Source organism: Paraburkholderia kirstenboschensis (assembly GCF_904848585.1).
GTDB lineage: Bacteria > Pseudomonadota > Gammaproteobacteria > Burkholderiales > Burkholderiaceae > Paraburkholderia > Paraburkholderia kirstenboschensis.
On record NZ_CAJHCR010000002.1, the window covers coordinates 204,286 to 223,321 of the forward strand.

The 19,036-nt window shown below is 62.7% G+C and carries 18 protein-coding genes; 10 read left to right on the forward strand and 8 right to left on the reverse strand.

Annotated elements, in window-relative coordinates; genetic code table 11:
• Positions 1–439: 439 nt before the first annotated feature.
• Positions 440–1,717, reverse strand: a complete 1,278-nt coding sequence (locus JMY24_RS07580) for a virulence factor family protein (protein WP_201701723.1) — start codon at positions 1,715–1,717, stop codon at positions 440–442.
• Positions 1,714–4,266: a bifunctional lysylphosphatidylglycerol flippase/synthetase MprF gene (mprF, locus tag JMY24_RS07585; protein WP_236597361.1), complete on the reverse strand. Its 2,553-nt coding sequence runs from the start codon at positions 4,264–4,266 to the stop codon at positions 1,714–1,716. Before mprF ends, JMY24_RS07580 begins: the two co-directional genes overlap by 4 nt.
• Before the next feature lie 502 nt (positions 4,267–4,768).
• On the opposite strand from mprF, the gene JMY24_RS07590 reads away from it, so the two are divergent.
• Positions 4,769–4,909, forward strand: a complete 141-nt coding sequence (locus JMY24_RS07590; protein ID WP_164853510.1) for a hypothetical protein — start codon at positions 4,769–4,771, stop codon at positions 4,907–4,909.
• Between the two features lie 177 nt (positions 4,910–5,086).
• On the opposite strand, the gene JMY24_RS07595 is transcribed toward JMY24_RS07590, so the two are convergent.
• The gene (locus JMY24_RS07595; RefSeq protein WP_164853511.1) at positions 5,087–5,239 is read right to left on the reverse strand and encodes a hypothetical protein; all 153 of its coding nucleotides are present in this window, start codon (positions 5,237–5,239) and stop codon (positions 5,087–5,089) included.
• 235 nt (positions 5,240–5,474) lie between these two features.
• Between JMY24_RS07595 and JMY24_RS07600 the strand changes: the two genes are divergently transcribed.
• On the forward strand, positions 5,475–6,872 hold the full coding sequence (locus JMY24_RS07600; protein WP_201701727.1) for an MFS transporter: 1,398 nt from the start codon (positions 5,475–5,477) through the stop codon (positions 6,870–6,872).
• 23 nt (positions 6,873–6,895) lie between these two features.
• Here JMY24_RS07600 and JMY24_RS07605 read toward each other — a convergent pair whose 3' ends face one another.
• Positions 6,896–7,390 (reverse strand): DUF421 domain-containing protein, encoded by a 495-nt coding sequence (locus JMY24_RS07605; RefSeq protein WP_128595200.1) that lies wholly within the window; start codon positions 7,388–7,390, stop codon positions 6,896–6,898.
• On the reverse strand, positions 7,387–7,593 hold the full coding sequence (locus tag JMY24_RS07610) for a hypothetical protein (protein WP_128595201.1): 207 nt from the start codon (positions 7,591–7,593) through the stop codon (positions 7,387–7,389). Before JMY24_RS07610 ends, JMY24_RS07605 begins: the two co-directional genes overlap by 4 nt.
• Before the next feature lie 191 nt (positions 7,594–7,784).
• Between JMY24_RS07610 and JMY24_RS07615 the strand changes: the two genes are divergently transcribed.
• On the forward strand, positions 7,785–8,021 hold the full coding sequence (locus JMY24_RS07615) for a hypothetical protein (protein ID WP_128590688.1): 237 nt from the start codon (positions 7,785–7,787) through the stop codon (positions 8,019–8,021).
• Between the two features lie 75 nt (positions 8,022–8,096).
• On the opposite strand, the gene JMY24_RS07620 is transcribed toward JMY24_RS07615, so the two are convergent.
• Positions 8,097–9,218 carry an NAD(P)/FAD-dependent oxidoreductase gene (locus JMY24_RS07620; protein WP_236597346.1) on the reverse strand — a complete coding sequence of 374 codons (1,122 nt, stop codon included), beginning with the start codon at positions 9,216–9,218 and terminating at the stop codon, positions 8,097–8,099.
• A 231-nt stretch (positions 9,219–9,449) separates the two neighbouring features.
• Here JMY24_RS07620 and JMY24_RS07625 point away from each other — a divergent pair, with 231 nt between their 5' ends.
• The gene (locus JMY24_RS07625; RefSeq protein WP_128595203.1) at positions 9,450–9,887 is read left to right on the forward strand and encodes a carboxymuconolactone decarboxylase family protein; all 438 of its coding nucleotides are present in this window, start codon (positions 9,450–9,452) and stop codon (positions 9,885–9,887) included.
• A 135-nt stretch (positions 9,888–10,022) separates the two neighbouring features.
• Here the strand turns inward: JMY24_RS07625 and JMY24_RS07630 are convergent, their stop codons facing one another.
• Positions 10,023–11,573 (reverse strand): methyl-accepting chemotaxis protein, encoded by a 1,551-nt coding sequence (locus JMY24_RS07630; RefSeq protein ID WP_201701729.1) that lies wholly within the window; start codon positions 11,571–11,573, stop codon positions 10,023–10,025.
• 277 nt (positions 11,574–11,850) lie between these two features.
• On the opposite strand from JMY24_RS07630, the gene JMY24_RS07635 reads away from it, so the two are divergent.
• The 5 genes from JMY24_RS07635 (at position 11,851) to JMY24_RS07655 (ending at position 16,294) form a co-directional block, all read left to right on the forward strand.
• A complete protein-coding gene (locus JMY24_RS07635) occupies positions 11,851–13,242 on the forward strand; it encodes a DHA2 family efflux MFS transporter permease subunit (protein ID WP_128595204.1) in 1,392 nt (463 codons plus the stop codon).
• A gap of 171 nt (positions 13,243–13,413) precedes the next feature.
• Positions 13,414–14,334 carry a LysR family transcriptional regulator gene (locus JMY24_RS07640; protein WP_128586639.1) on the forward strand — a complete coding sequence of 307 codons (921 nt, stop codon included), beginning with the start codon at positions 13,414–13,416 and terminating at the stop codon, positions 14,332–14,334.
• A gap of 56 nt (positions 14,335–14,390) precedes the next feature.
• On the forward strand, positions 14,391–14,570 hold the full coding sequence (locus JMY24_RS07645) for a hypothetical protein (protein ID WP_128595205.1): 180 nt from the start codon (positions 14,391–14,393) through the stop codon (positions 14,568–14,570).
• Between the two features lie 212 nt (positions 14,571–14,782).
• Positions 14,783–15,928, forward strand: a complete 1,146-nt coding sequence (locus JMY24_RS07650; RefSeq protein ID WP_128595206.1) for a glycosyltransferase family 2 protein — start codon at positions 14,783–14,785, stop codon at positions 15,926–15,928.
• 144 nt (positions 15,929–16,072) lie between these two features.
• A complete protein-coding gene (locus JMY24_RS07655) occupies positions 16,073–16,294 on the forward strand; it encodes a hypothetical protein (RefSeq protein ID WP_128586644.1) in 222 nt (73 codons plus the stop codon).
• A gap of 45 nt (positions 16,295–16,339) precedes the next feature.
• Here JMY24_RS07655 and JMY24_RS07660 read toward each other — a convergent pair whose 3' ends face one another.
• Positions 16,340–17,644 carry an MFS family transporter gene (locus JMY24_RS07660; protein WP_128586646.1) on the reverse strand — a complete coding sequence of 435 codons (1,305 nt, stop codon included), beginning with the start codon at positions 17,642–17,644 and terminating at the stop codon, positions 16,340–16,342.
• Between the two features lie 339 nt (positions 17,645–17,983).
• On the opposite strand from JMY24_RS07660, the gene JMY24_RS07665 reads away from it, so the two are divergent.
• Entirely contained in the window at positions 17,984–19,021 is a 1,038-nt protein-coding gene (locus JMY24_RS07665) for a GSU2403 family nucleotidyltransferase fold protein (protein WP_128595207.1), read from the forward strand.
• The last annotated feature ends 15 nt before the right edge of the window (positions 19,022–19,036 follow it).

Sequence of the window (19,036 nt, forward strand, 5' to 3'; positions counted from 1 at the left end):
GGCGCCTTGCAACGTCAGTTGCGCGAGCAAATACTCGTGCAACCAGTCGCTGAAGGATTTGTAAGGATCATAGAATCCGGCCGCGCCGGTATATGTACGATAACGCTCTCACACCGCGATCGAGCGTCCGGGAGAACGCGCGTCGGGCGGGCCGCGGACGGCGGCGGCATTGATCCGCTGCACGTCGCGTTCGAAGCGTTGAAGAGAAAATGCCCTGACGAAACGCGCGCGTTTTCGGAGAGTTCTCGCGATGGCTGCGGGAATACCTTGAGGCCGACGCCCGGAAACGGACGCTCGAATGGCGAGGCAGCCGCTGAGCAGACAGCACCGCAACGGCAAGGGTAACCGCCGCGCCAGCAGTGCGGCAAACGGCGCAACTGGTACGCAACGTCGATGAAACAACTGTGCAACAACGGCGCATGACGCGCCGTTTGAAAAATCAGTCTTGCACGCCGCTCTGTTTTTTGAACGCGGCGAGAATGCGTCGTTCGAGCGCGTTGTAATCGCCGCCGAAGTGATGGTCGCCCGAGGTGCGGATCACCTCGATGCCCGTCTTCGTGAGCGCGGGACACAACGTGTCTTCCTCGTCTGCGCCGTAGATGCACTGCACGACCGCGGGCGGCACGCGCTCTAGTTCGGGGCGCACCTTCAACGCCTTGTCGCTTGCGGGCATGCCGAGCCAGCCGCCTACGCGGATCTGGAAATCGGCGTCCGGCGCGAAGCCGAGCAGCGAAATCAGCGACACCTTTGCACGCAACGCCTCCGGCAAACGGTTGTACGCGAACGGCATTACGTCCGCGCCGAACGAATAGCCGATGAGCGCGATGTGCTGCGCGTGCCAGCGCGCGCCGTACGTTTGCATCACGCGTGCGAGGTCGCGGCTCGTTTGCGCGGGCGGCTTCTCGCTCCAGAAATAGCGCAGGCTGTCCCAGCCGATCACCGACACGCCGTCTTTCTGCAAGGCCTGCGCGATGGTCTTGTCGAGGTCGCGCCAACCGCCGTCGCCGGAAATCACGATCGCCATCAGGCCGTTCGGATGCGCCGCCGGCAACTCGATCAACGGCAGATCGGAGACGTCGTCGTCATGTGTGGAGACGGTTTGCAGATGCGGCGCAATCAACGCGACGAGACGCGCGCGATCGGCGTTGCCCGTCGACGCTTTTTCGACGAAGCCAGGAATCTTGTCGCGAATGATGGTTGCATCCGGCGGGCAAGGCCGGAAGCGCCGATCGAGCGTGTGCTCGGCATCCACGGAAACAGCACCTGCAATAGTGTTCGACGGCGCCTGTTCGAGCACCTGCATGGCGAGCGTCGCGCCCTGCCCGGTGCCCGCCACGATCGGCGCGAAATAGTGGCTCGACTGCGACTGCCGTTCGAGTTGGTGGCTCAACGCTTCCGCATCGCCCACGAGCTGGTTGCAGGTTTCTTTCTTCTGCGCCAGATCCGCCGCGAGGTTTGCCGCATAGCGTGCCGTATCCACGCCCACGGTCAATGCGCCGGCCTTGGCGAGCGCATCGGCGCCTTGCTGATCGGCCGGGCTCCAGCCGCTTGCCTGCGAATAAAGCACCACGAAACCACGCAACGGACCCACTGGCTGCGTGACGGTGACGTTGCCGTAACGGCCGCCGGGAATGGTGGTCGTCGCCGCACTGGCGAGCGTGCCGCAACTGACGAGGCCTGCGAGGACAGCGAGCCTGAAAAACGAATGCAAGGTCATGAACGCCGGCCTCCTGCCAGCAATGACAGGTCCGCGAGCGTGAAGACCACGCCAACCGAACCCGACGCCGCGAGATAGCGCGGCTCCCAATGCGGCTGGAACTTGCTCTTGAAAGCGCGCAGTCCGCGGAAGTTATAGAAGCGGCCGCCAAAGCGCCACACGATGCCGGCGACCCGATGCCAGCGCGACGCGAGCGGCGTCGGCTGCATGCCCGAGAGCGGCGCGATGCCGAGACTCAGCGAGCGGAAACCGGCCTGTTTCAGATGCAACGCCAGTTGCGTGAACAGATATTCCATTGCATACGGCGACGCGCTTTCCACGTGACGCATCACGCCGACTGTCGCCTCGGTGTTCAGGTCGGTCGTCATGAATGTGACGAAGGCAACCGGCTCGCCGTTCTGGCGCACCAGCATGACGGACTGCGCGGCGAGATATTCGTCGGTGAAGGCCGCGACCGAAAAGCTCTTCTCGCGCGCGTCGCGGCTGTTGAGCCAGCCGTTGGAAATGCTGCGCAACGTTTCGAGCGACGCCGGTACATTCGCCTGATCGATCACCTCGACGGTGAAGCCGTCGCGCTCGCCGCGCTTGAGCGCATAGCGCAGATGCGCGCGGTGCGAGCCCTTCAGGTCGAAATCGTCCAGCACGACATGGGCTTCCTCGCCGAGCTTCATCAGCGAAAGGCCCGCGTCGAGATACAGCGGCAAAGCGTTGGCGCGCACCTGATAGAACGCCGCGCGTCCGCCATGCGCATGCGCAAGCGCGACGAACTTGCTGATGAGGCCCGCCCACTCTTCGCGCGGCCCGACCGGATCGTGCAGCGCGGCCCACGTGCGCCCATATTTGGCGTACATCAGGAAAGCCTCGCGCGATTCGGAGAACAGGAAACTCTTGTCGCCCATCAGCGCGAGACCGGCGTCGCTGCGCTCCTGCGCACGCACGATGCGCGCCGCGTCGTGCAGATCTTCGGGCGCCGGCTTCACGAAGTGGCCCGGCGCGGGGCGCAGCAACTGCCAGAACGAGAACGTCGCCGCGAACAGACTCGCGGCCAGCGTCGCGCGCAGCGCGCGCGGCGCGCGTTCGTCGAACGCGAATTGCCACCACAGGTCGTCCGTATAAGGAACGTCGCGAAAAGCGAACAGCATGACCCAGGTGGCGAGCATCAGCACCATCGCAACCGACACGAGCCAGCCGGCCGTGAAGCGCTCCGCAAACAGCGACGAATGACGATTGAAACGCCGGCGCGTTGCGAGCAGCAGCACGATCAGCGTGCACAGCACGCCCGCTTCGACGAATGCGAGACCCTTGGTCAACGACAGCGCGAGACTCAGCACGGCAAGAGCCAGGGTCATCCACCACGCGGCGTCGAGACGCCGCAGCAGCCCGCGCGCGACGAACAGCAACAGCACGCCGAGCACACTGCACAGCATCTGCGAGCTTTCCAGAACCCACAGCGGCAGCACGTCGCGCAGAATATGAAGACGATGCCAGAACGCGGGCGTTGCGCTGGAGATCACCAGCATGCCGCCGACCACGAACGTGACGAGGCTCAGGAACAGCGGCGCAAGTTTCGACGCGCCCGCCGCGTGCCGCAACGGCAGGCGGCCTTTCAACGCGCGGCCTTCGAAACCGGCGAGCAACGCAGCCGACACGACGAGCGGCACGCCGAAATAAATCGCGCGATAAGCGAGCAGCGCGGCGACCATCTGCTGCGTGGCCACACTGCCGTTCAGCGTGAACACCATTGCTGCTTCGAATACGCCGACGCCGCCGGGCGTATGGCCGATCATGCCAAGCAGCATGGCCGCGGCATAGACGGTAATGAAGGTGACGAAGCTCACGTCGGCGTGCGGCAGCAGCGCCCACAACGCGAGGCCGGCGGCGACCACATCGACGGCCGCAAGCCCCACCTGTTCGAGCAGATCGCGGCGCGCGGGAATGTCGAACGACAGCCACTGCCAGCGCGTGCGGATCGCGCGTGTTTCGACGCGGCATGCGGCGCACAGCAGGCCAAGCGCAACGAGCAGCAATGCGCCTACCCAGCGCACGGTGGCAGGCGGGAGATGCAGCATCGCTGCGAGCGTGCCGCCCACGCACACCATGCCGAGCGCCGTCATCAGCACGAGCGCAAGCGCCAGCGAGACGCTCGTGAATACGGTCATGCGGCCGATCTGTGCGGGCGTGATACTCGCCACGCCGTACACGCGGGCGCGCACCGCGCCGCCCGTCAATGCGCCGAAGCCGGTGGCATTGCCAAGCGCGGAGCCCGCGGTGGCCCCGATCCAGAGCGCTACGCGAGGCACAGCCGCGCCCAGATAGCGCAGGCCGACTGCATCGCGACCGACCAGCGCCACGTAGCTAAGCGCGGTGGCGGCGAGCGCGGCGGTCCACTCGCCGGCCGTCAGCCGACGCAACTCGTGCATGACCGAGCGGTAATCCACCGCCTGCGACAGATGCTGGAGCACGACGAGCAGCAGCGCGCAGATTGCGAGCGCGAAAACGGGCGAGAGTAATCCCCTGAAGCGAGGCGTCTTCGATGCACGAACGAACATCGCGCCTACCCGGCCGAAATTATTCTTATATCGATGGAACATGGTCAATGCGGGCCTTGCGTGGAGCTGTCGCGGCGACGGGCCGTCTGCCGCAAGGTCGCCAGTTCGGCGATTACAACTGGATAACGGCAAACAGGTTAAAAGGTTGACAGTGCAGGCCTAGGCGCCTGGGTTTAACCTGGGGCGATTGTGCGCAACGGATGCGCTTTGCGGTGCGCTCTGGCGCCACGTCGGCTGGTATTGAATCCAGGGGGATGAAGTTTAAACGCTTATTACGTGCCGTGAACGAAGATTCGAGATCTGCCTGGTCGCAAGGCGCTGCTGTAGCGGCATTACGCGCGCATTAGCGTGCGTGCGCGCGCAAATGGACCTGAGTGCGACCTTCGCGGGCGCGAATAAAGCCAGTTAAGCTTTTTGCCGCATGTGCCGTAATCGCAAGCATCAGCCTCACGAGATGCGACGTATTGGCCGCAAGAACGGGGCACTTGACGGGAGAACGATGATGGCAGAACAGGATTGGATGGTGGCGGGCTTGTATCTGGTCGGCCTGGTGTCGACCGCGCTCGTGATGAGCGCTTTATCCGCACGAGCAACGAAAGTGCGTCAAACGCTTGCCAGGGTGCCGCATCGCTCCGGTGAATAAGCGGCACATAAATACGACGTGGCAGACGCACAAAGCACAAGCGGCGCAAAAGCGCCGCTTGTTTCTGTCTGATCGCCCTGCGACGTCTTGCGTCTTACTGCGCCACGTCGGAACGCGTCAGCGCAGCGCAACCTCGCGCCTTGCCTTTCCAGGCGCGGCGCGCCAGCGCGCGAAGCCTTACTGCGGGCGACGATGCGCTTCAGCGATGACAGCGCAGTTTTGCAGATGAAGGTTCAGCGCATGCAATGCGAGAGCGCGCAGCTTTGCGAGCCAGTTACCGTTGGTTGCGACGGTGTTGCGGGCGGATGCAGTGTTAGAGGCGGTGTTCATGGTCGGGCTCCTGTATAGGGTTTATACCTAGGGAATAACCCGATTATAGTCTTCTTATTGCGCAGCGCAACAAAAATCAAACATGTTGCGTCAGAGTCACGGGCTTCCGGCTGTCCTGCACGGAGCGACGTAAACCGAAAAAGGGCGCAATCCGGACACGCCTTATTAACAAACTGCACCGTACAGGTGCAATAATGACCCCTTTGCCTGCGACAGCCCGCCGCAGCCTCTTTCCATGACCGTCGCTGAGAAAGCCCTGATTGCGCCTCTGATCGTCGCGTGCGCGATGTTCATGGAAAGCGTCGACGCGAACGTGATCGTCACGGCCCTGCCGGCCATGGCGCGCGACTTCGGGCGCGACCCCGTCACGCTGAAAATCGCGGTTACAAGCTACGTGCTCGGCCTCGGCGTGTTCATTCCGGTATGCGGCTGGCTCGCCGACCGCTTCGGCGCACGCACGGTCTTTCGCACGGCTATCGGCGTCTTCGTCACGGGGTCGCTGCTGTGCGCGGCCTCCAATTCGCTTGCCACCTTTACCCTCGCGCGTTTCGTGCAAGGCGTCGGCGGCGCAATGATGGTGCCGGTCGGGCGAATCATCATCTTCCGGGTCGTGCATAAAACAGACTTCATCCGCGCGATGAATTATCTGAGCGTGCCCGCCATGCTCGGCCCCGCGGCCGGCCCGCTGCTAGGCGGCTTTATCACGACGTATCTGCACTGGCGTCTGATCTTTTTCATCAACGTGCCAATCGGGATTCTCGGCATCTATCTGACGAACAAACATATTGCGAACACGCGCGAGCCGCACCCGGGGCCGCTCGACTGGATCGGCTTTTTTCTGTCGGCGTCGGGCGCGGTGCTGCTTTTGCTGGGGTTGTCGCTGATTGGCGGCGAGCTGATCTCCAACCTCGACGCGTTTGGCATGTGCGCGCTGGGCGCTGTGCTGCTTGCCTTGTATGTCGCGTATGCGCAGCGCGCACGGCTGCCGCTGCTCGACTTGCGCTTCTTTAAGGTTCCGACATTTCAGGCGAGCGTGCTCGGCGGGTCGCTGTTCCGCATCGGCCTCGGCGCATTGCCGTTCCTGTTGCCGCTGATGCTGCAGGAAGGTCACGGCATGAGCGCGTTTCAATCGGGGCTGATTACCTGCGCGTCCGCATTCGGCGGGATGTTCATGCGCACGGTTGCGTCGCGCGTGCTGCATCGCTATGGCTTTCGTTCCGTGCTGGTGGTCAACGCCGCGCTGTCGGGCGTTTCGATCGCGGCTTGCGGACTGTTTTTTCCGGGCACGCCAACGTGGATCATCTGGGTGGTCGTGCTGCTTGGCGGCTTCTTTCCCGCGCTGCAATTCACGAGCCTCAATTCGCTGACCTATGCCGAAATCGCGAGCCGCGACGTCGGGCGCGCGACGAGCCTGGGCAGCGTCGTACAGCAGATGTCGCTCGGCCTTGGCGTGACGGTTGGCGGCATCGTATTGCAGATTTCGCGTTTGCTGCACGGCCATGAAACCATCATGTGGTCGGATTTCTGGCCTGCGTTTCTCGTGGTCGGACTGTGCTCTTTTGCGTCCATTCCGGTTACGCTGCGCCTGCCGCCTCGCGCCGGCGAGGAAATCTCACGCGGCGGCCGCGGCTGACATCGGCCTGTCGGCCCGCCTGTTCACTGCTTCTTGTGGATCACGCTCACGTCGCCGTTTCGCTCGAGAATGGCGGCGGCCACCTTGTCCATCGAACGTGAGCCGGTTTTCTGGCGCACGCTTTCGCACACGTCGTTGCGTGTCATCAGCGCGGCATTCATTTCCCGTTCGTTGAACGCACCGTTGCTGTAAATCTCACGCTCGACGCCGCCCACGAGTCGCTCGATCGCGGACGAGCGCATGCACGCCCATGCAAGGAGGCGGTGACACACCACGATCATCAGCGACGCCAGGACCGTCGCGACAAACGGCGATGCGCCCACAATCGCCCGGCCCAAAGTCGCGCCGAGCAGAATGACCACGACTGAATCGAATGGCGAGCGTTTGCCGAACGAACGCCGGCCTGAAATCCGGATCAGCACGAGCGTGACCAGAAACACCACGAATGCGCGCATGCTCATCTGCAGCGGGTCGAGATCTCTGCCTTGCCCGAATAGCAGATAGATCGCGTCCATCATTTTTTGTCCTCCTTATAGCGGTCTCGCGCCGTTCGTTTTGTGAGGTCTTTTGGGAAACGGCTGTCGATGCCGCATAAGGGGGTTGAACGCAACTCCCCGGTCTTGCCTGCTGCGTCAAACGGGTCGATCAGGCGGTTGAATATAGCGGTCCGATAAGGCGAGGCGGCATCGGCAACTTCTCGGCGCATACCATCGTTGAGCAAAGCGCATGCCGTTCGGAGAGCCGCGCTTCCCTGCAGTGGCACGTCTCACATGAATGCGGGTCATCGCCTGGAGCCTCTGCCGTGTTGTTCGCAGATCTTCATTCTCCGAAGCTTTCGGATCGCCGACACTCCTCAGGTCCCGCGATTGCTTGCTCGACTCACGATTGAATCAACAACCCAAGGAGCTTCCATTGAAACACGCATCTCTTGCCACGGCCCTCGTGGTCTCACTCGCTTTCATCCACAGCGCAGCGCATGCCGAAGGCTGCACCAAGGGCGCGGTTGTCGGCGGCGTCGGTGGACATGTTGCGGGCGGTCACGGCGTGGCCGGCGCAGCAGCAGGCTGTGCAATAGGCCATCATGAAGCGAAGAAAAAGGACAAGGCCGCAAGCGCCGCAGCTGCCGCAAGTCAGCCCGCTGGAAAATAGCGCGTCGTGATGTAAAAAAGACCCGGTGCGATCCAGCGATCGCAACCGGGTCCAGTCGTGAGCCTCTGTGCGGCCTCACCCCGCCGCGTTGACTTTCTCCGCGAGTTTTGCGTCGTAACTTGAATGGACATGCACGCGTTTCTTGTCCGGATACGCGTATGAATATGCCTTTCTCAGCGCGAGCGACGCCTCGTGAAAGCCCGAAAGAATCAGCTTCTGCTTGTTCGGATAATTGGCGATGTCGCCGACCGCAAAGATGCCTGGCCGCGAGCTTTCGTAGTTGGACGTGTCCACGTCCACCCGGCCGCCGTGAATGCTCAAGCCCCACTGCCCGATCGGACCGAGATCGGCGACCAGTCCGTACAGCACGACGAGCTGTTCGGCTTGCAGTTCGGTTTCACCCTCGATATGTCGCAATGTGATGGATTTGAGGACATCGTCTTTCCCATCGCTTGCGACCGTGAGCCCCGAGATCGCGCCGACGACAAAATCCATCTCCCCTGCCTGCACTGCGCGCCGCATCAACTCGACGCTGGAGTCGGCCGCGCTGAAGCCGTTACGCCGATGCACGAGCGTGACGCGCCGCGCGACCTTGCGCAACGCAAGCGCCCAGTCGAGCGCGGAATCACCGCCTCCTGCCACGACGACGGTCTTGTCGGCGAAATCGGCGAGACGCTGCACGCTGTAATGCACGTGGCGCGATTCGAGCGGCACGGCTTCCGCAAGCAGCAGCTTCTGCGGCACGAATGCGCCATTGCCGGCCGCAAGCAGAATTGCGGCGACGTCGAAGACGAGGCCGCGATCGGTCCGCACGGTCCAACGGCCGTCGCTGCGTTGTTCGACCGATTCGACACGCTGTTCGAGATGAATGGGAACATCGAACGGCTTGCATTGCGCGAGCAGCCGGTCCACCAGTTCGCGTGCGGTGCAAGACGGAATCGCAGGAATATCGTAGATCGGCTTGTCCGGATACAGCTCGGTGCATTGGCCGCCGATCCTGCCGAGCGCATCGACTATCTGGCAGGACAGCCCGATCACCCCGGCTTCGAAAGCGGCAAAGAGACCAACGGGGCCCGCTCCGACGATTAGCACATCGGAACGGATGGGTTCGGAGGCCGGCTGTGATATCGGCTCGGAAGCAGACTGTGAAGCTGGTTGTGAGCCCTTTTGCGAAACAGGCTCGGCGGCGAACGTCATTCAGTATCTCTTCGATGGGACCAGTAATTCACCATACCGAATCGCCGGAAGCGCGGCAACGATGCCATTACAGTGAGCAAGGACGCTCGACGCGCGGCCAACCGGTTTCCCATGGAGAAATGTGGTTACCTCAAAATCCCAGAAAATGGCCATTTTGTAAAGCCAATGCCGGCACTAGTATTCACTCATCGCATCACCTGATGCGTTCCACTAAACGCCAAGGAGTGAATCATGCAACAACGTCTCGACTTCTACAAAGCCAGTCCCGCCGCGATCAAGGCCATGCTGGGTCTTGAAGAACGCATCGGCAAATCGTCTATCGAGAAGTCGCTCGCGGAACTGGTTCGCCTGCGTGCATCGCAGATCAACGGCTGTGCTTTCTGCGTCGACATGCACACTGCCGACGCCCGCAAAGGCGGCGAAACGGACCGGCGCCTCGCCACCGTCGTCACATGGCGCGAAACGCCGTTCTTCACCGATCGCGAACGCGCCGCGCTGGAATGGACGGAAGCCCTCACGCTGATCTCGCACGACCACGCGCCCGACGCCGTGTGGGAAGCAGTGCGCCCGCATTTCGGCGACGAGGAACTGGTCGACCTCACGCTGCTTATTTCGGCGATCAACGCGTGGAACCGCTTCGCCGTTTCGTTCCGCAAGATGCCTGCATGAGCGCTGGTTGCGCGAATGCATTGCACCGCGCTTCGCTTACCGACGCCGCTGAGTAAAGCAGCGCAACCGCAACGCAAGGCGTAATCAGGCGGCCGCGGCATCGAGCGGCTTGCAATGCGCTCGGTTCGCGCCGCATCAAGCGAGCGCGACTTTGAAGGCCCCGGTCAGCTCGCTCAATTGCCGCGCCTGATCCGCAAGCGAGTTCGCCGTCGCGGCGCTTTCCTCAACGAGCGCCGCGTTCTGCTGTGTCACTTCGTCCATTTGCGTGACGGCGAGGCTCACCTGCTTGATGCCTTCGCTCTGCTCTTTGGAAGCCGCCGCGATTTCTCCGACGATGCGCGCCACGCGCTGGATCGCCGCTTCTATTTCCCGCATGGTGCTGCCTGCCCGGTCGACAAGCCCCGCGCCGCTCTCCACGCGCGAGTTCGACTCGGCGATCAGCGAGCCGATCTCCTTCGCGGCGGCCGCCGAACGTTGCGCGAGACTGCGCACCTCGCCGGCCACGACAGCGAAGCCGCGTCCTTCTTCGCCGGCACGCGCCGCTTCGACCGCCGCGTTCAATGCCAGAATATTCGTCTGGAACGCAATGCCTTCGATCGCGGCAATGATGCCGGTCATCTTCGCGGCCCCCGCATGAATCGCGTGCATCGTCTCCACCATGCCGCCCACTGAATCGCGCCCTTGGGCGGCCATTTCCGACGCGCTGGTGGCCAGCTCGCTCGCATGATGCGCATGCTCGGCATTGAGCTGCACGGTCGAGGTCAGTTCTTCCATCGCCGCGGCGGTCTGTTCCAGCGACGCCGCCTGCTCCTCCGTGCGCTGCGACAGATCGAGATTGCCCGCCGCGATCTGCTGTGTCGACGACGCGATCGACTGCGATCCGGCACGCACGCTCGTCACCGTCGCGCGAAGCTTGTCCTGCATCGACGCCACTCCGCGCAGCAACGTCGCCATTTCGTCGTTCGAACGAATCGCCACGCGCGTCGTCAGCTCGCCTGCGGCAATCGCGTCGAACTGGCGCAGCGCGGCGTGCAGCGGGCCCATGATCGCGCGGCGCAACGTGCGCCAACTGAAGAACGCGACGGTGAGACCGATCAGCACGCTGCCGATGCTCGCACTCAACAAACCATGAAAGAGCACGGCCGAGCGCTCGTTGGCGTCGGCGGCCTGCTGGTTCAGATAGGCCTCCAATGCGCCCTGGCTCGCGTTCATCGCGGTGTACAAAGCGATTAGCCGGTTTGCGCGGGTCTCGTCCATCCAGCTCGCGTCGCCGGTGCGGATTGCGTCGATCAGCTGGTCGATGCCGTCGCGCCGCACGGCGGTACGCTTTGCGTCGAGGTCGTCGGTGAGGCGTTGCAGTTCGGGCGTTTTCGGCAGATCGCGGAAGCTGCGCCACCAGGTATCCGACTCGCCGAGCAGCATGCGCGCGCGTTCGAGTTGCGCGTTCAGTTGCGGCGAGTGCGGGTTGCTCATCGCCCAGTCGAGCCCAAAGCGCGCCCGCGACATGGCCGTGCCCGACTTCCCGAGCGCCACCACCGACGCGAAATGTACGTCGTACGCCTCGCGCTGTGCCTGGTTGCTTTCGGCCATGCCGAAAATGCCAAGCGCGCCGATGACAACGAGCAGCGCGCCGAGAAACGCAATCGTGATCGCGATGCGTAGGTTGATGGTGAGGTTTCTGGTCATGACGGTCTGTCTCTTCCCCGGTAGTCGTTATTCTTCCTTGAGCGGCGCTTGTTCCTTATATGAAACAATGTACCGTATATGGAATTATAACGATCCGGGTTCGCGTCAAAAAACAAAAATCGACGCTGGTGGTGTCGGCGCGACACTGCGCGGCTTGCGCGCCGTGCCGCTCGGAACAGTCGGCGGACTTCCCGCGCGCTCGCGATGCCCATATCATTGAAGCGTTTGCTGACAAAACCTCAGCCAAGGGCGCCGCGCGCCCACCATCCGCCATCACATGACCAGGGATACGTCGCATACCGCGCTACTGTGGATCGTCGCCGCCGGTTTCTTCATGCAGTCGCTCGACACCACGATCGTCAATACGGCGCTGCCGTCGATCGCACGCAGCCTGCACGTCGCGCCGCTTGCGATGCAGCCGATCGTGGTCGCCTACACGTTGACGATGGCGATGCTTACGCCCGCATCCGGCTGGCTTGCAGACCGCTTCGGCACGCGGCGCGTCTATTTCGCCGCGATCCTGATCTTCGTGATCGGCTCGATCTGTTGCGCGAGCGCGCATACCCTCGGCCAACTCGTGATCGCGCGCGTGCTGCAAGGCGTAGGGGGCTCGATGCTGCTACCGATCGGACGCCTCGCCGTGCTGCGCAGCGTCTCCGGCGAGCAATACGTGTCTACGCTCGCGTTCATTTCGGTCGCGGGACAACTCGGGCCGATCGCCGGGCCGACGCTCGGCGGCTGGCTCGTCGAGGCGATCACATGGCACTGGATCTTTCTGATCAACGTGCCGATCGGCGCTGTGGGTCTTTATTCGGTGCAGCGCTTTCTTCCGTCGCACGGTGAGAGGCAGGCGCCACCGTTCGATTTCATCGGCTGCGGGTTGCTGTCGCTGTGCATGATCGCGTTTTCGCTGGCCGTCGACGCGCCCGCGCCGACCCATCAGGCAGCGTGGTCGGCGGCATTGTTCGCTCTCGCGGTAGTGAGCGCGCTCGCCTATATCCCGCACGCAAAACGGCGGCGCAACCCGCTCTTCAAACTCTCGCTCTTCGGCGAGCCGAACTTCAGCGTGGGTCTGATCGGCAACCTCGTATGCCGTATCGGCTCGAGCGCCGTGCCGTTCCTCGTGCCGCTGCTGTTGCAACTCGAACTGGGTTATACGCCGCTGCATTCAGGCCTGATGATGCTGCCCGCAGCGCTCGCGGGCACGATCGTGAAACGCTGGATTGCGTCGCTCGTGCGACGCTACGGCTACGACCTGTTTCTGCTGGTCAATACGCTGATCGTGGGTTCGTCGATCGTTGCCTTCGCTTTGATTTCGCGCGGCACGCCGCTCATCGTAGAGATCGTGATTCTGGCGGTGTTCGGCGCCGCCAACTCGATGCAGTTCGCGGCGATGAACAGCGTCACGCTCAAGGGCCTCTCGCATGAAGACGCGGGTAGCGGCAACAGTCTGTTTTCGATGGTGCAGATGTTGGCGATCGGCCTTGGCGTGTCCATCGGCGGCGGGCTCGTGAAGCTCTTTTCCGCGCAATGGGGCTCGGCCGCGCTCGGCTTCCGTCTGAGCTTCGTGTGTGTCGGCGCGATCACGCTGATGTCTGCATGGGTGTTCCGTCATCTCGACACCGCGCCCCGCGTGCGCGCGCCGGCCAGCCAGGGTGCCAGACGTTGAAGCGAGCGCCGCTGTCCGGTCCTTGTGTTGCCTGTTGTCGCTTGGTTGTTGCCCGGTTGTCGCTTGTTGATGCGACGCGCATTACCGGATTCCGCTCTGTTCCTGCTCGGATCCCAGCACGGCGTTTCGCGTTAGCATGGACGCCGTTCACGAATAACAAAGGACTATCAGATGCCATTTGACGAGCGCATGCTGAATGGCATGGGCGTGCTGACAGCTATCGTCGATTGCGGAAGTTTCGCGGCAGCAGGCGTGGCGCTCGACATGTCGCAATCGGGTGTCAGCCGTTCCGTCGCGCGGCTCGAGGCGCGCCTCGGTATCCGGCTGTTCGATCGCACCACACGCTCGGTTACGCTCACCGACGAAGGCCGGCGCTTCTACGAACAGATCGTGCCGCTGCTAAGCGGTCTCGAAGAAGCGGCAGCGTCGGCCGAGCAAGGTGCGACAGCGGTGCGCGGACGCCTGCGCGTGAACATGGACCCGTTCTTTTCGCGGCTCGTGCTTGGACCCAGACTCGGCGGTTTCGTCGACAAACACCCGGATCTGCAACTCGAACTGATTACGCGCGACCAGTTGGGCGATATGGTCGGCGACGGTTTCGACGTCGCGATCCGCTTCGGCGAGCCGCCGGTGTCGTCGCTGATCGCGCGCAAGGTGCTCGACACGCGCATTCTGACAGTGGCGGCGCCTTCGTATCTGAAGAAACACGGACATCCGGCCAATCCCGGGGAACTCGAGAGCGGCGCGCATGCGTGCATCAAGTTTCGCGATCCGCTCACCGGTTATCCGTTCACGTGGGAGTTTCATCGCGGCCGCAGGAAAATGGTCGTCGCGCCGCAAGGCAGGCTGACCGTGAACGACGTCGGCACTCTGCACAGCGTCTGCACCGCAGGCCAGGGCGTCGCGCAGATTCTCTCGCTCGGCGCGGAGTCGCTTCTTACGAGCGGCAAGCTCGTCGAGCTTTTTCCCGAGTGGGGCGACGAGCTTTATCCGCTGTATGCGCTGTATCCGTCGCGGCACCATCCGCCAGCCAAGGTGCGGGCATTTCTCGACTTCATCGTTTCGCTGACGGGTGCCGGTCCGGCCGAGTGAAGGCGCGCAGGCCCGCCCTTTGCTCCACATGGTGAGTCTTCAACCAGGAGAAAGCCATGGCCGACACCAAGCAGCAAACCGGCGAGAAGCCGGACGACATCGCCCATCCGCAGCCGGCAGTGCACAGCGACAACGAAAAAAGCAAGCTGCCGGAGCGCGGCGACGAAGGACGCGATCAGTCCCCGGCCGATCGCCCCGGCCAGAAGCCGGGCGAAGGCGAACCGTCAGTGGGTTGAAATTAAGCGCGGGTCTACAAGCGGCTTTGCTGCTTTTGCGCGGCAAAGCTGCATAAATTTTTCCCTTCCAGCGCCTTTCATACGCCAGACATTTTTTCCGTTTTTTTACCGAATATTTTTTCGGCGTGATGAACTATTTTTCTGCTTGCAGCGACGTATGCTACCAGGCAGACCGGCTGCCGCCCCTTTAACAGATAACAAAGGCGACGCCCATGTCCATTCCCTCGCCCTCCTCCCAGTCCGCCAAAGTGTCGATCTGCCTGCCGACGTGCAACCGGCCGGAACTGCTCGTCGAATGCATCGACTCGTGTCTTGCGCAGACCTACGGCAATGTGGAAATCGTGATCGGCGACGACTCGAGCGATGCGCGCACCGAGCAACTCATCGCATCGCGTTACAGGAACGAGCGGCGCATCCGCTATACGAGGAACGAGCCGCCGCTCGGCCAGGCGCGCAATGTCGCGAGCCTCTTCCAGCGCGCGCGCGGCGACAGGATTCTGCTGATTCACGACGACGACCTGCTCGCCACCGACGGCGTCGAGAAACTGGCCTCGCTCTGGGACCTGCACCCACGGCTCGATGCGGCGTTCGGCGCGCAGTATGAGGCCGACCATTCGGGCGCGATCGACGTCGAGGCGAGCGCGCGGCTCAACGCGGCGTTCCGGCGTACAAAGGACGCCGAAGGTTTGCAGCCGCTGCCCGGCAGGACCGGCCTCATTCAGATGTTCCCGAACAACGGCTGGATGGCCGACGCGCGGCTCGTCAAACGCATCGGCTATAAGGAGCAGTACGGCGTGTGCTGCGATTTCGTATTCGGCACCGAACTTTGCCTCGCGGCGCGCGAGGTGTTTTATCTGCACGATTACGTGTCGGTGTATCGCAAGACCGCGACTTCCATTTCGCAGAGCACGCGCGGCACGTCCGCGGCGGCCACGCTCAGTGCGTACGCGTTCGTCAAGATGCTGAAACTGCCGCCGCAGCTGGAGCCCTCACGCAAGCTCGCGCTGCGGCGGCTTGCGCCCATCGTGGTGTCGGTGCATGCGAGAAATCGTCAGGCGCGGCTCGGCTTCAAGATCGCGCTGGCTCACCTGTTTGCGTACCACTATGGCTTGAGCGCGCGGCTTTACTACCATTTGCTGATGCTCTCGCGAGCCGCGATGAGCGCGCGCGAACGGGCCGTGGCGATGGCCGCCGCTGCGGCGCCCATGGCACCTATGGCACCTATGGCACCTATGGCACCTATGGCACCTTTGACACCTTTGACACCTGTCGCGCCGGCCGCCTTGAGCGGTGAAGCCGGCGCGATGGTGAACGATTTCGTCGCCGAACTGGCCGCCGATACGACCGAGCCGGGCTGATCGTCCAAGTCTCGCCCGCATGCGCGGTCAGCGCTTTTTCTGCTAAGCATCCTCTGCTTAGCAAACGCGTATTTGTTGCTTGGACTCCCGCGCGCCGCTGATTACGATGAGCCGGACACGTCATCAGCTTCGAGGTGATTCGCCATGTCCGACAGTGCCTGTTTCAAGCCGCGCGTGATCGAGCCGGTTGCCGTCAATCAGCCGGAGGGTTTAGGGCTCGCGGTGGAGTTGTGGCTCGCCCATCCCGTCGACGGAATTGCTGGGCGAGCCGTGCAGATTCATTTGCGCAGCGACGCGAAAATGGCGCAGGCCGAAGCGCTGCGCGATCTGCTGCATGTGCTCGGCACCGAGATCGTGGTGTCCTGAGCAAGTGCGGGGCGCGCTAGTCGAAAACGCGCATGGTCGGGAGACTTACGGTTCGTGACGCAAATAGCCTTCTTTCGACGGATCGCGCATGCGCAGCGCGACGAGCCCGGCAATGGCGCACAGCACGGTGACATACCAGTAGAACATCGACTCGCTGCCGACCGACTTGAGCCACAGCGCCACGTATTCGGCCGAGCCTCCGAAAATCGCATTGGCCACCGCATACGAGAGACCGACGCCGAGCGCGCGTACTTCCGGCGGGAACATCTCCGCCTTGATCAGGCCGCTGATCGACGTATAGAAGCTCACGATGGCGAGCGCCAGCACCACAAGCGCGAAGGCCGCATACGGGCTCGTCACGTCTTTGAGCGCGTGCAGAAGCGGCACCGTGCCGATGGTCGCGAACAAGCCGAAGCACAGCATCGAATTGCGGCGGCCAATGCGGTCCGACAATGCGCCGAAGGCCGGCTGGATCACCATGTAGACGAAGAGCGCCGCCGTCATCACATTGCTTGCCGTCTTGGCGCTCATGCCCGCCGTGTTCACCAGATACTTCTGCATGTACGTGGTGAACGTATAGAAAATCAACGAGCCGCCCGCGGTGAAGCCGAGCACCGTCATAAACGCGACGCGGTGCTGCCACAAGCCGCGCAGCGTGCCCGCTTCCTTGCGCTGACGCGTCGCGGCGGTGGTGGTTTCATCGAGCGATTTACGCAGATACAACGCGATCAACGCGGCCATCGCGCCGATCACGAACGGCACTCGCCAGCCCCATGCCTTGAGCTCCGCGGTGGAGAGCGTCTGTTGCAGCACGACCAGCACGAGCAGCGCGCACAGTTGGCCGCCGATCAGCGTCACGTACTGGAACGACGCGAAGAAGCCGCGCCGCCCCTTGAGCGCGACTTCACTCATATAAGTCGCACTGGTGCCGTATTCGCCGCCCACCGACAGACCTTGAAAAAGGCGCGCGACCAGCAGCAGCGCAGGCGCAAGCGCGCCGATCTGCGCGTACGTGGGCAACACGGCGATCACGAGCGAGCCGCCGCACATCATGAACACCGACACCATCATCGCCATGCGGCGGCCATGCTTGTCAGCGAGGCGGCCGAAAAACCAGCCGCCGATCGGGCGCATCAGAAAGCCCGCCGCGAACACGCCGGCCGTGTTGAGCAATTGCGTCGTGGTGTTGCCGCTCGGAAAAAATGCGGGCGCGAAATAAAGCGCGCAGAACGAATAGACGTAGAAGTCGAACCATTCGACAAGATTGCCGGATGACGCGCCGACGATCGCGAAGATGCGGCGCCGTGTGTCGTGGGCTGAGGCCACGCTGTGGTCTGTGAGGTCGGTCATGTTGTGTCTTCCTTGTCTCTTGAACGGAGGCGACGGTCATGGCGCCGCCTTCAGCACGCGGTTTTTAGCGTGCGCGAATTTTACAGAATCGCAAGTAGAAGTTGGTGGTTTGTTGGCAAGCGCCAGGGCAAGCGCTATGAGCGCCGTTGGCACACCGTTCCCGCAGAGCCGCACGCCACTTCGGCAAACGCCGCCTCGTGCGCGTCACGAATGTGCGCTCCCGCTTCCCGGAGGCTGATTCTGGGGTTTATCCCTCGCGATCTAATCGTAAGGTATAAATTTGACGTCGGCATCTTTATACCTTAATGTGTAATTACAGGGTATAAGGAGATGCCAGCTATGGCCAGCTTCCACAACGACGCACTGCAAACGCTGTATTCCTCCGTCACCGAGCGCGCCAGCGCACAAGGTCACATTCCCCTGCACTCTCCGGGCTCGGCGGCCCAGAAGACCGTCGACGGGAAAACGTACACCTACTGGCGCGTCTATCTGGCATCGGGAAAGCATAAGGAAACCTCGCTTGGCCGCGCAGGCGAGCCCGCTACCGAGGCCGCGCTCGAGGCGAAACTACTTGAGAGCGCGGAGATGCGCGTGCTTGCCGCCGAGGTGCAGATCCTGCGCAAGGCGAACTTTGCCGCTGCGGACAACTCTTCGGCGCTAACTCTCGCAACGCTTTTTAATGCCGGCATCTTCAGCCACGGCGGAGTGCTGGTCGGCTCCCACGCCTTCGGCGCCCTGCTGAACAGCCTCGGCGTTCGGCTGCCTGCGAACTACAGGACGGAAGATATCGACATCGGCAGCACCGGCAGCATTTCGGTGGCTATCCCCGAAGAGCGCAGCTTTCTCGACATTCTTCGTGATAGCGGTATTCCGTTTCTCGAGGTGCCGGAACTGGACTCGCGAAAGCCGTCGACCTCGTTCAAGGCTCGCGGGCAACCTCTCAAGGTGGACTTACTCGTGCCGGGTACCGAGGCGTACGAGACGAAAGCCTTGCCGCACTTACGCGCCCACGCGACAGGGCTTCCTTACTTCAGGTATCTGGTATCGAACCCGACGCGCGGCTTTATCCTCGGCAAAGAACACGTGGTGCCGGTGATGCTGCCCGATCCCGCCAGATTTGCGCTTCACAAGCTTATCGTCAGCACGCTTCGCGACCCATCGCGTGCACTCAAAGCAGACAAGGACCGACGGCAGGCCGCCGTGTTGATCGACGCGCTCGCAGAGAAGTTTCCAGACTGGTTGACGACAGCCACCGACGAACTGGAGGAGAACGCGCGCACCCGAGTCGCCACGGCGGCGACCCAGGCCCTGAATCTCGCCCCGGGCTTGTCGGAACGTGCCCGGGATTTTCTGGCTGATTTGGGCAGCCACGCGTAGGGCACCCACACCTAA

Coding starts and splice junctions, on each gene's coding strand:
- JMY24_RS07580 (WP_201701723.1), bottom strand. CDS start 1,717: ATGACCTTGCATTCGTTTTTCAGGCTCGCTGTCCTCGCAGGCCTCGTC.
- JMY24_RS07665 (WP_128595207.1), top strand. CDS start 17,984: ATGGCCAGCTTCCACAACGACGCACTGCAAACGCTGTATTCCTCCGTC.
- mprF (WP_236597361.1), bottom strand. CDS start 4,266: ATGTTCGTTCGTGCATCGAAGACGCCTCGCTTCAGGGGATTACTCTCG.
- JMY24_RS07595 (WP_164853511.1), bottom strand. CDS start 5,239: ATGAACACCGCCTCTAACACTGCATCCGCCCGCAACACCGTCGCAACC.
- JMY24_RS07620 (WP_236597346.1), bottom strand. CDS start 9,218: ATGACGTTCGCCGCCGAGCCTGTTTCGCAAAAGGGCTCACAACCAGCT.
- JMY24_RS07650 (WP_128595206.1), top strand. CDS start 14,783: ATGTCCATTCCCTCGCCCTCCTCCCAGTCCGCCAAAGTGTCGATCTGC.
- JMY24_RS07605 (WP_128595200.1), bottom strand. CDS start 7,390: ATGATGGACGCGATCTATCTGCTATTCGGGCAAGGCAGAGATCTCGAC.
- JMY24_RS07645 (WP_128595205.1), top strand. CDS start 14,391: ATGGCCGACACCAAGCAGCAAACCGGCGAGAAGCCGGACGACATCGCC.
- JMY24_RS07640 (WP_128586639.1), top strand. CDS start 13,414: ATGCCATTTGACGAGCGCATGCTGAATGGCATGGGCGTGCTGACAGCT.
- JMY24_RS07655 (WP_128586644.1), top strand. CDS start 16,073: ATGTCCGACAGTGCCTGTTTCAAGCCGCGCGTGATCGAGCCGGTTGCC.
- JMY24_RS07635 (WP_128595204.1), top strand. CDS start 11,851: ATGACCAGGGATACGTCGCATACCGCGCTACTGTGGATCGTCGCCGCC.
- JMY24_RS07590 (WP_164853510.1), top strand. CDS start 4,769: ATGGCAGAACAGGATTGGATGGTGGCGGGCTTGTATCTGGTCGGCCTG.
- JMY24_RS07630 (WP_201701729.1), bottom strand. CDS start 11,573: ATGACCAGAAACCTCACCATCAACCTACGCATCGCGATCACGATTGCG.
- JMY24_RS07600 (WP_201701727.1), top strand. CDS start 5,475: ATGACCGTCGCTGAGAAAGCCCTGATTGCGCCTCTGATCGTCGCGTGC.
- JMY24_RS07625 (WP_128595203.1), top strand. CDS start 9,450: ATGCAACAACGTCTCGACTTCTACAAAGCCAGTCCCGCCGCGATCAAG.
- JMY24_RS07660 (WP_128586646.1), bottom strand. CDS start 17,644: ATGACCGACCTCACAGACCACAGCGTGGCCTCAGCCCACGACACACGG.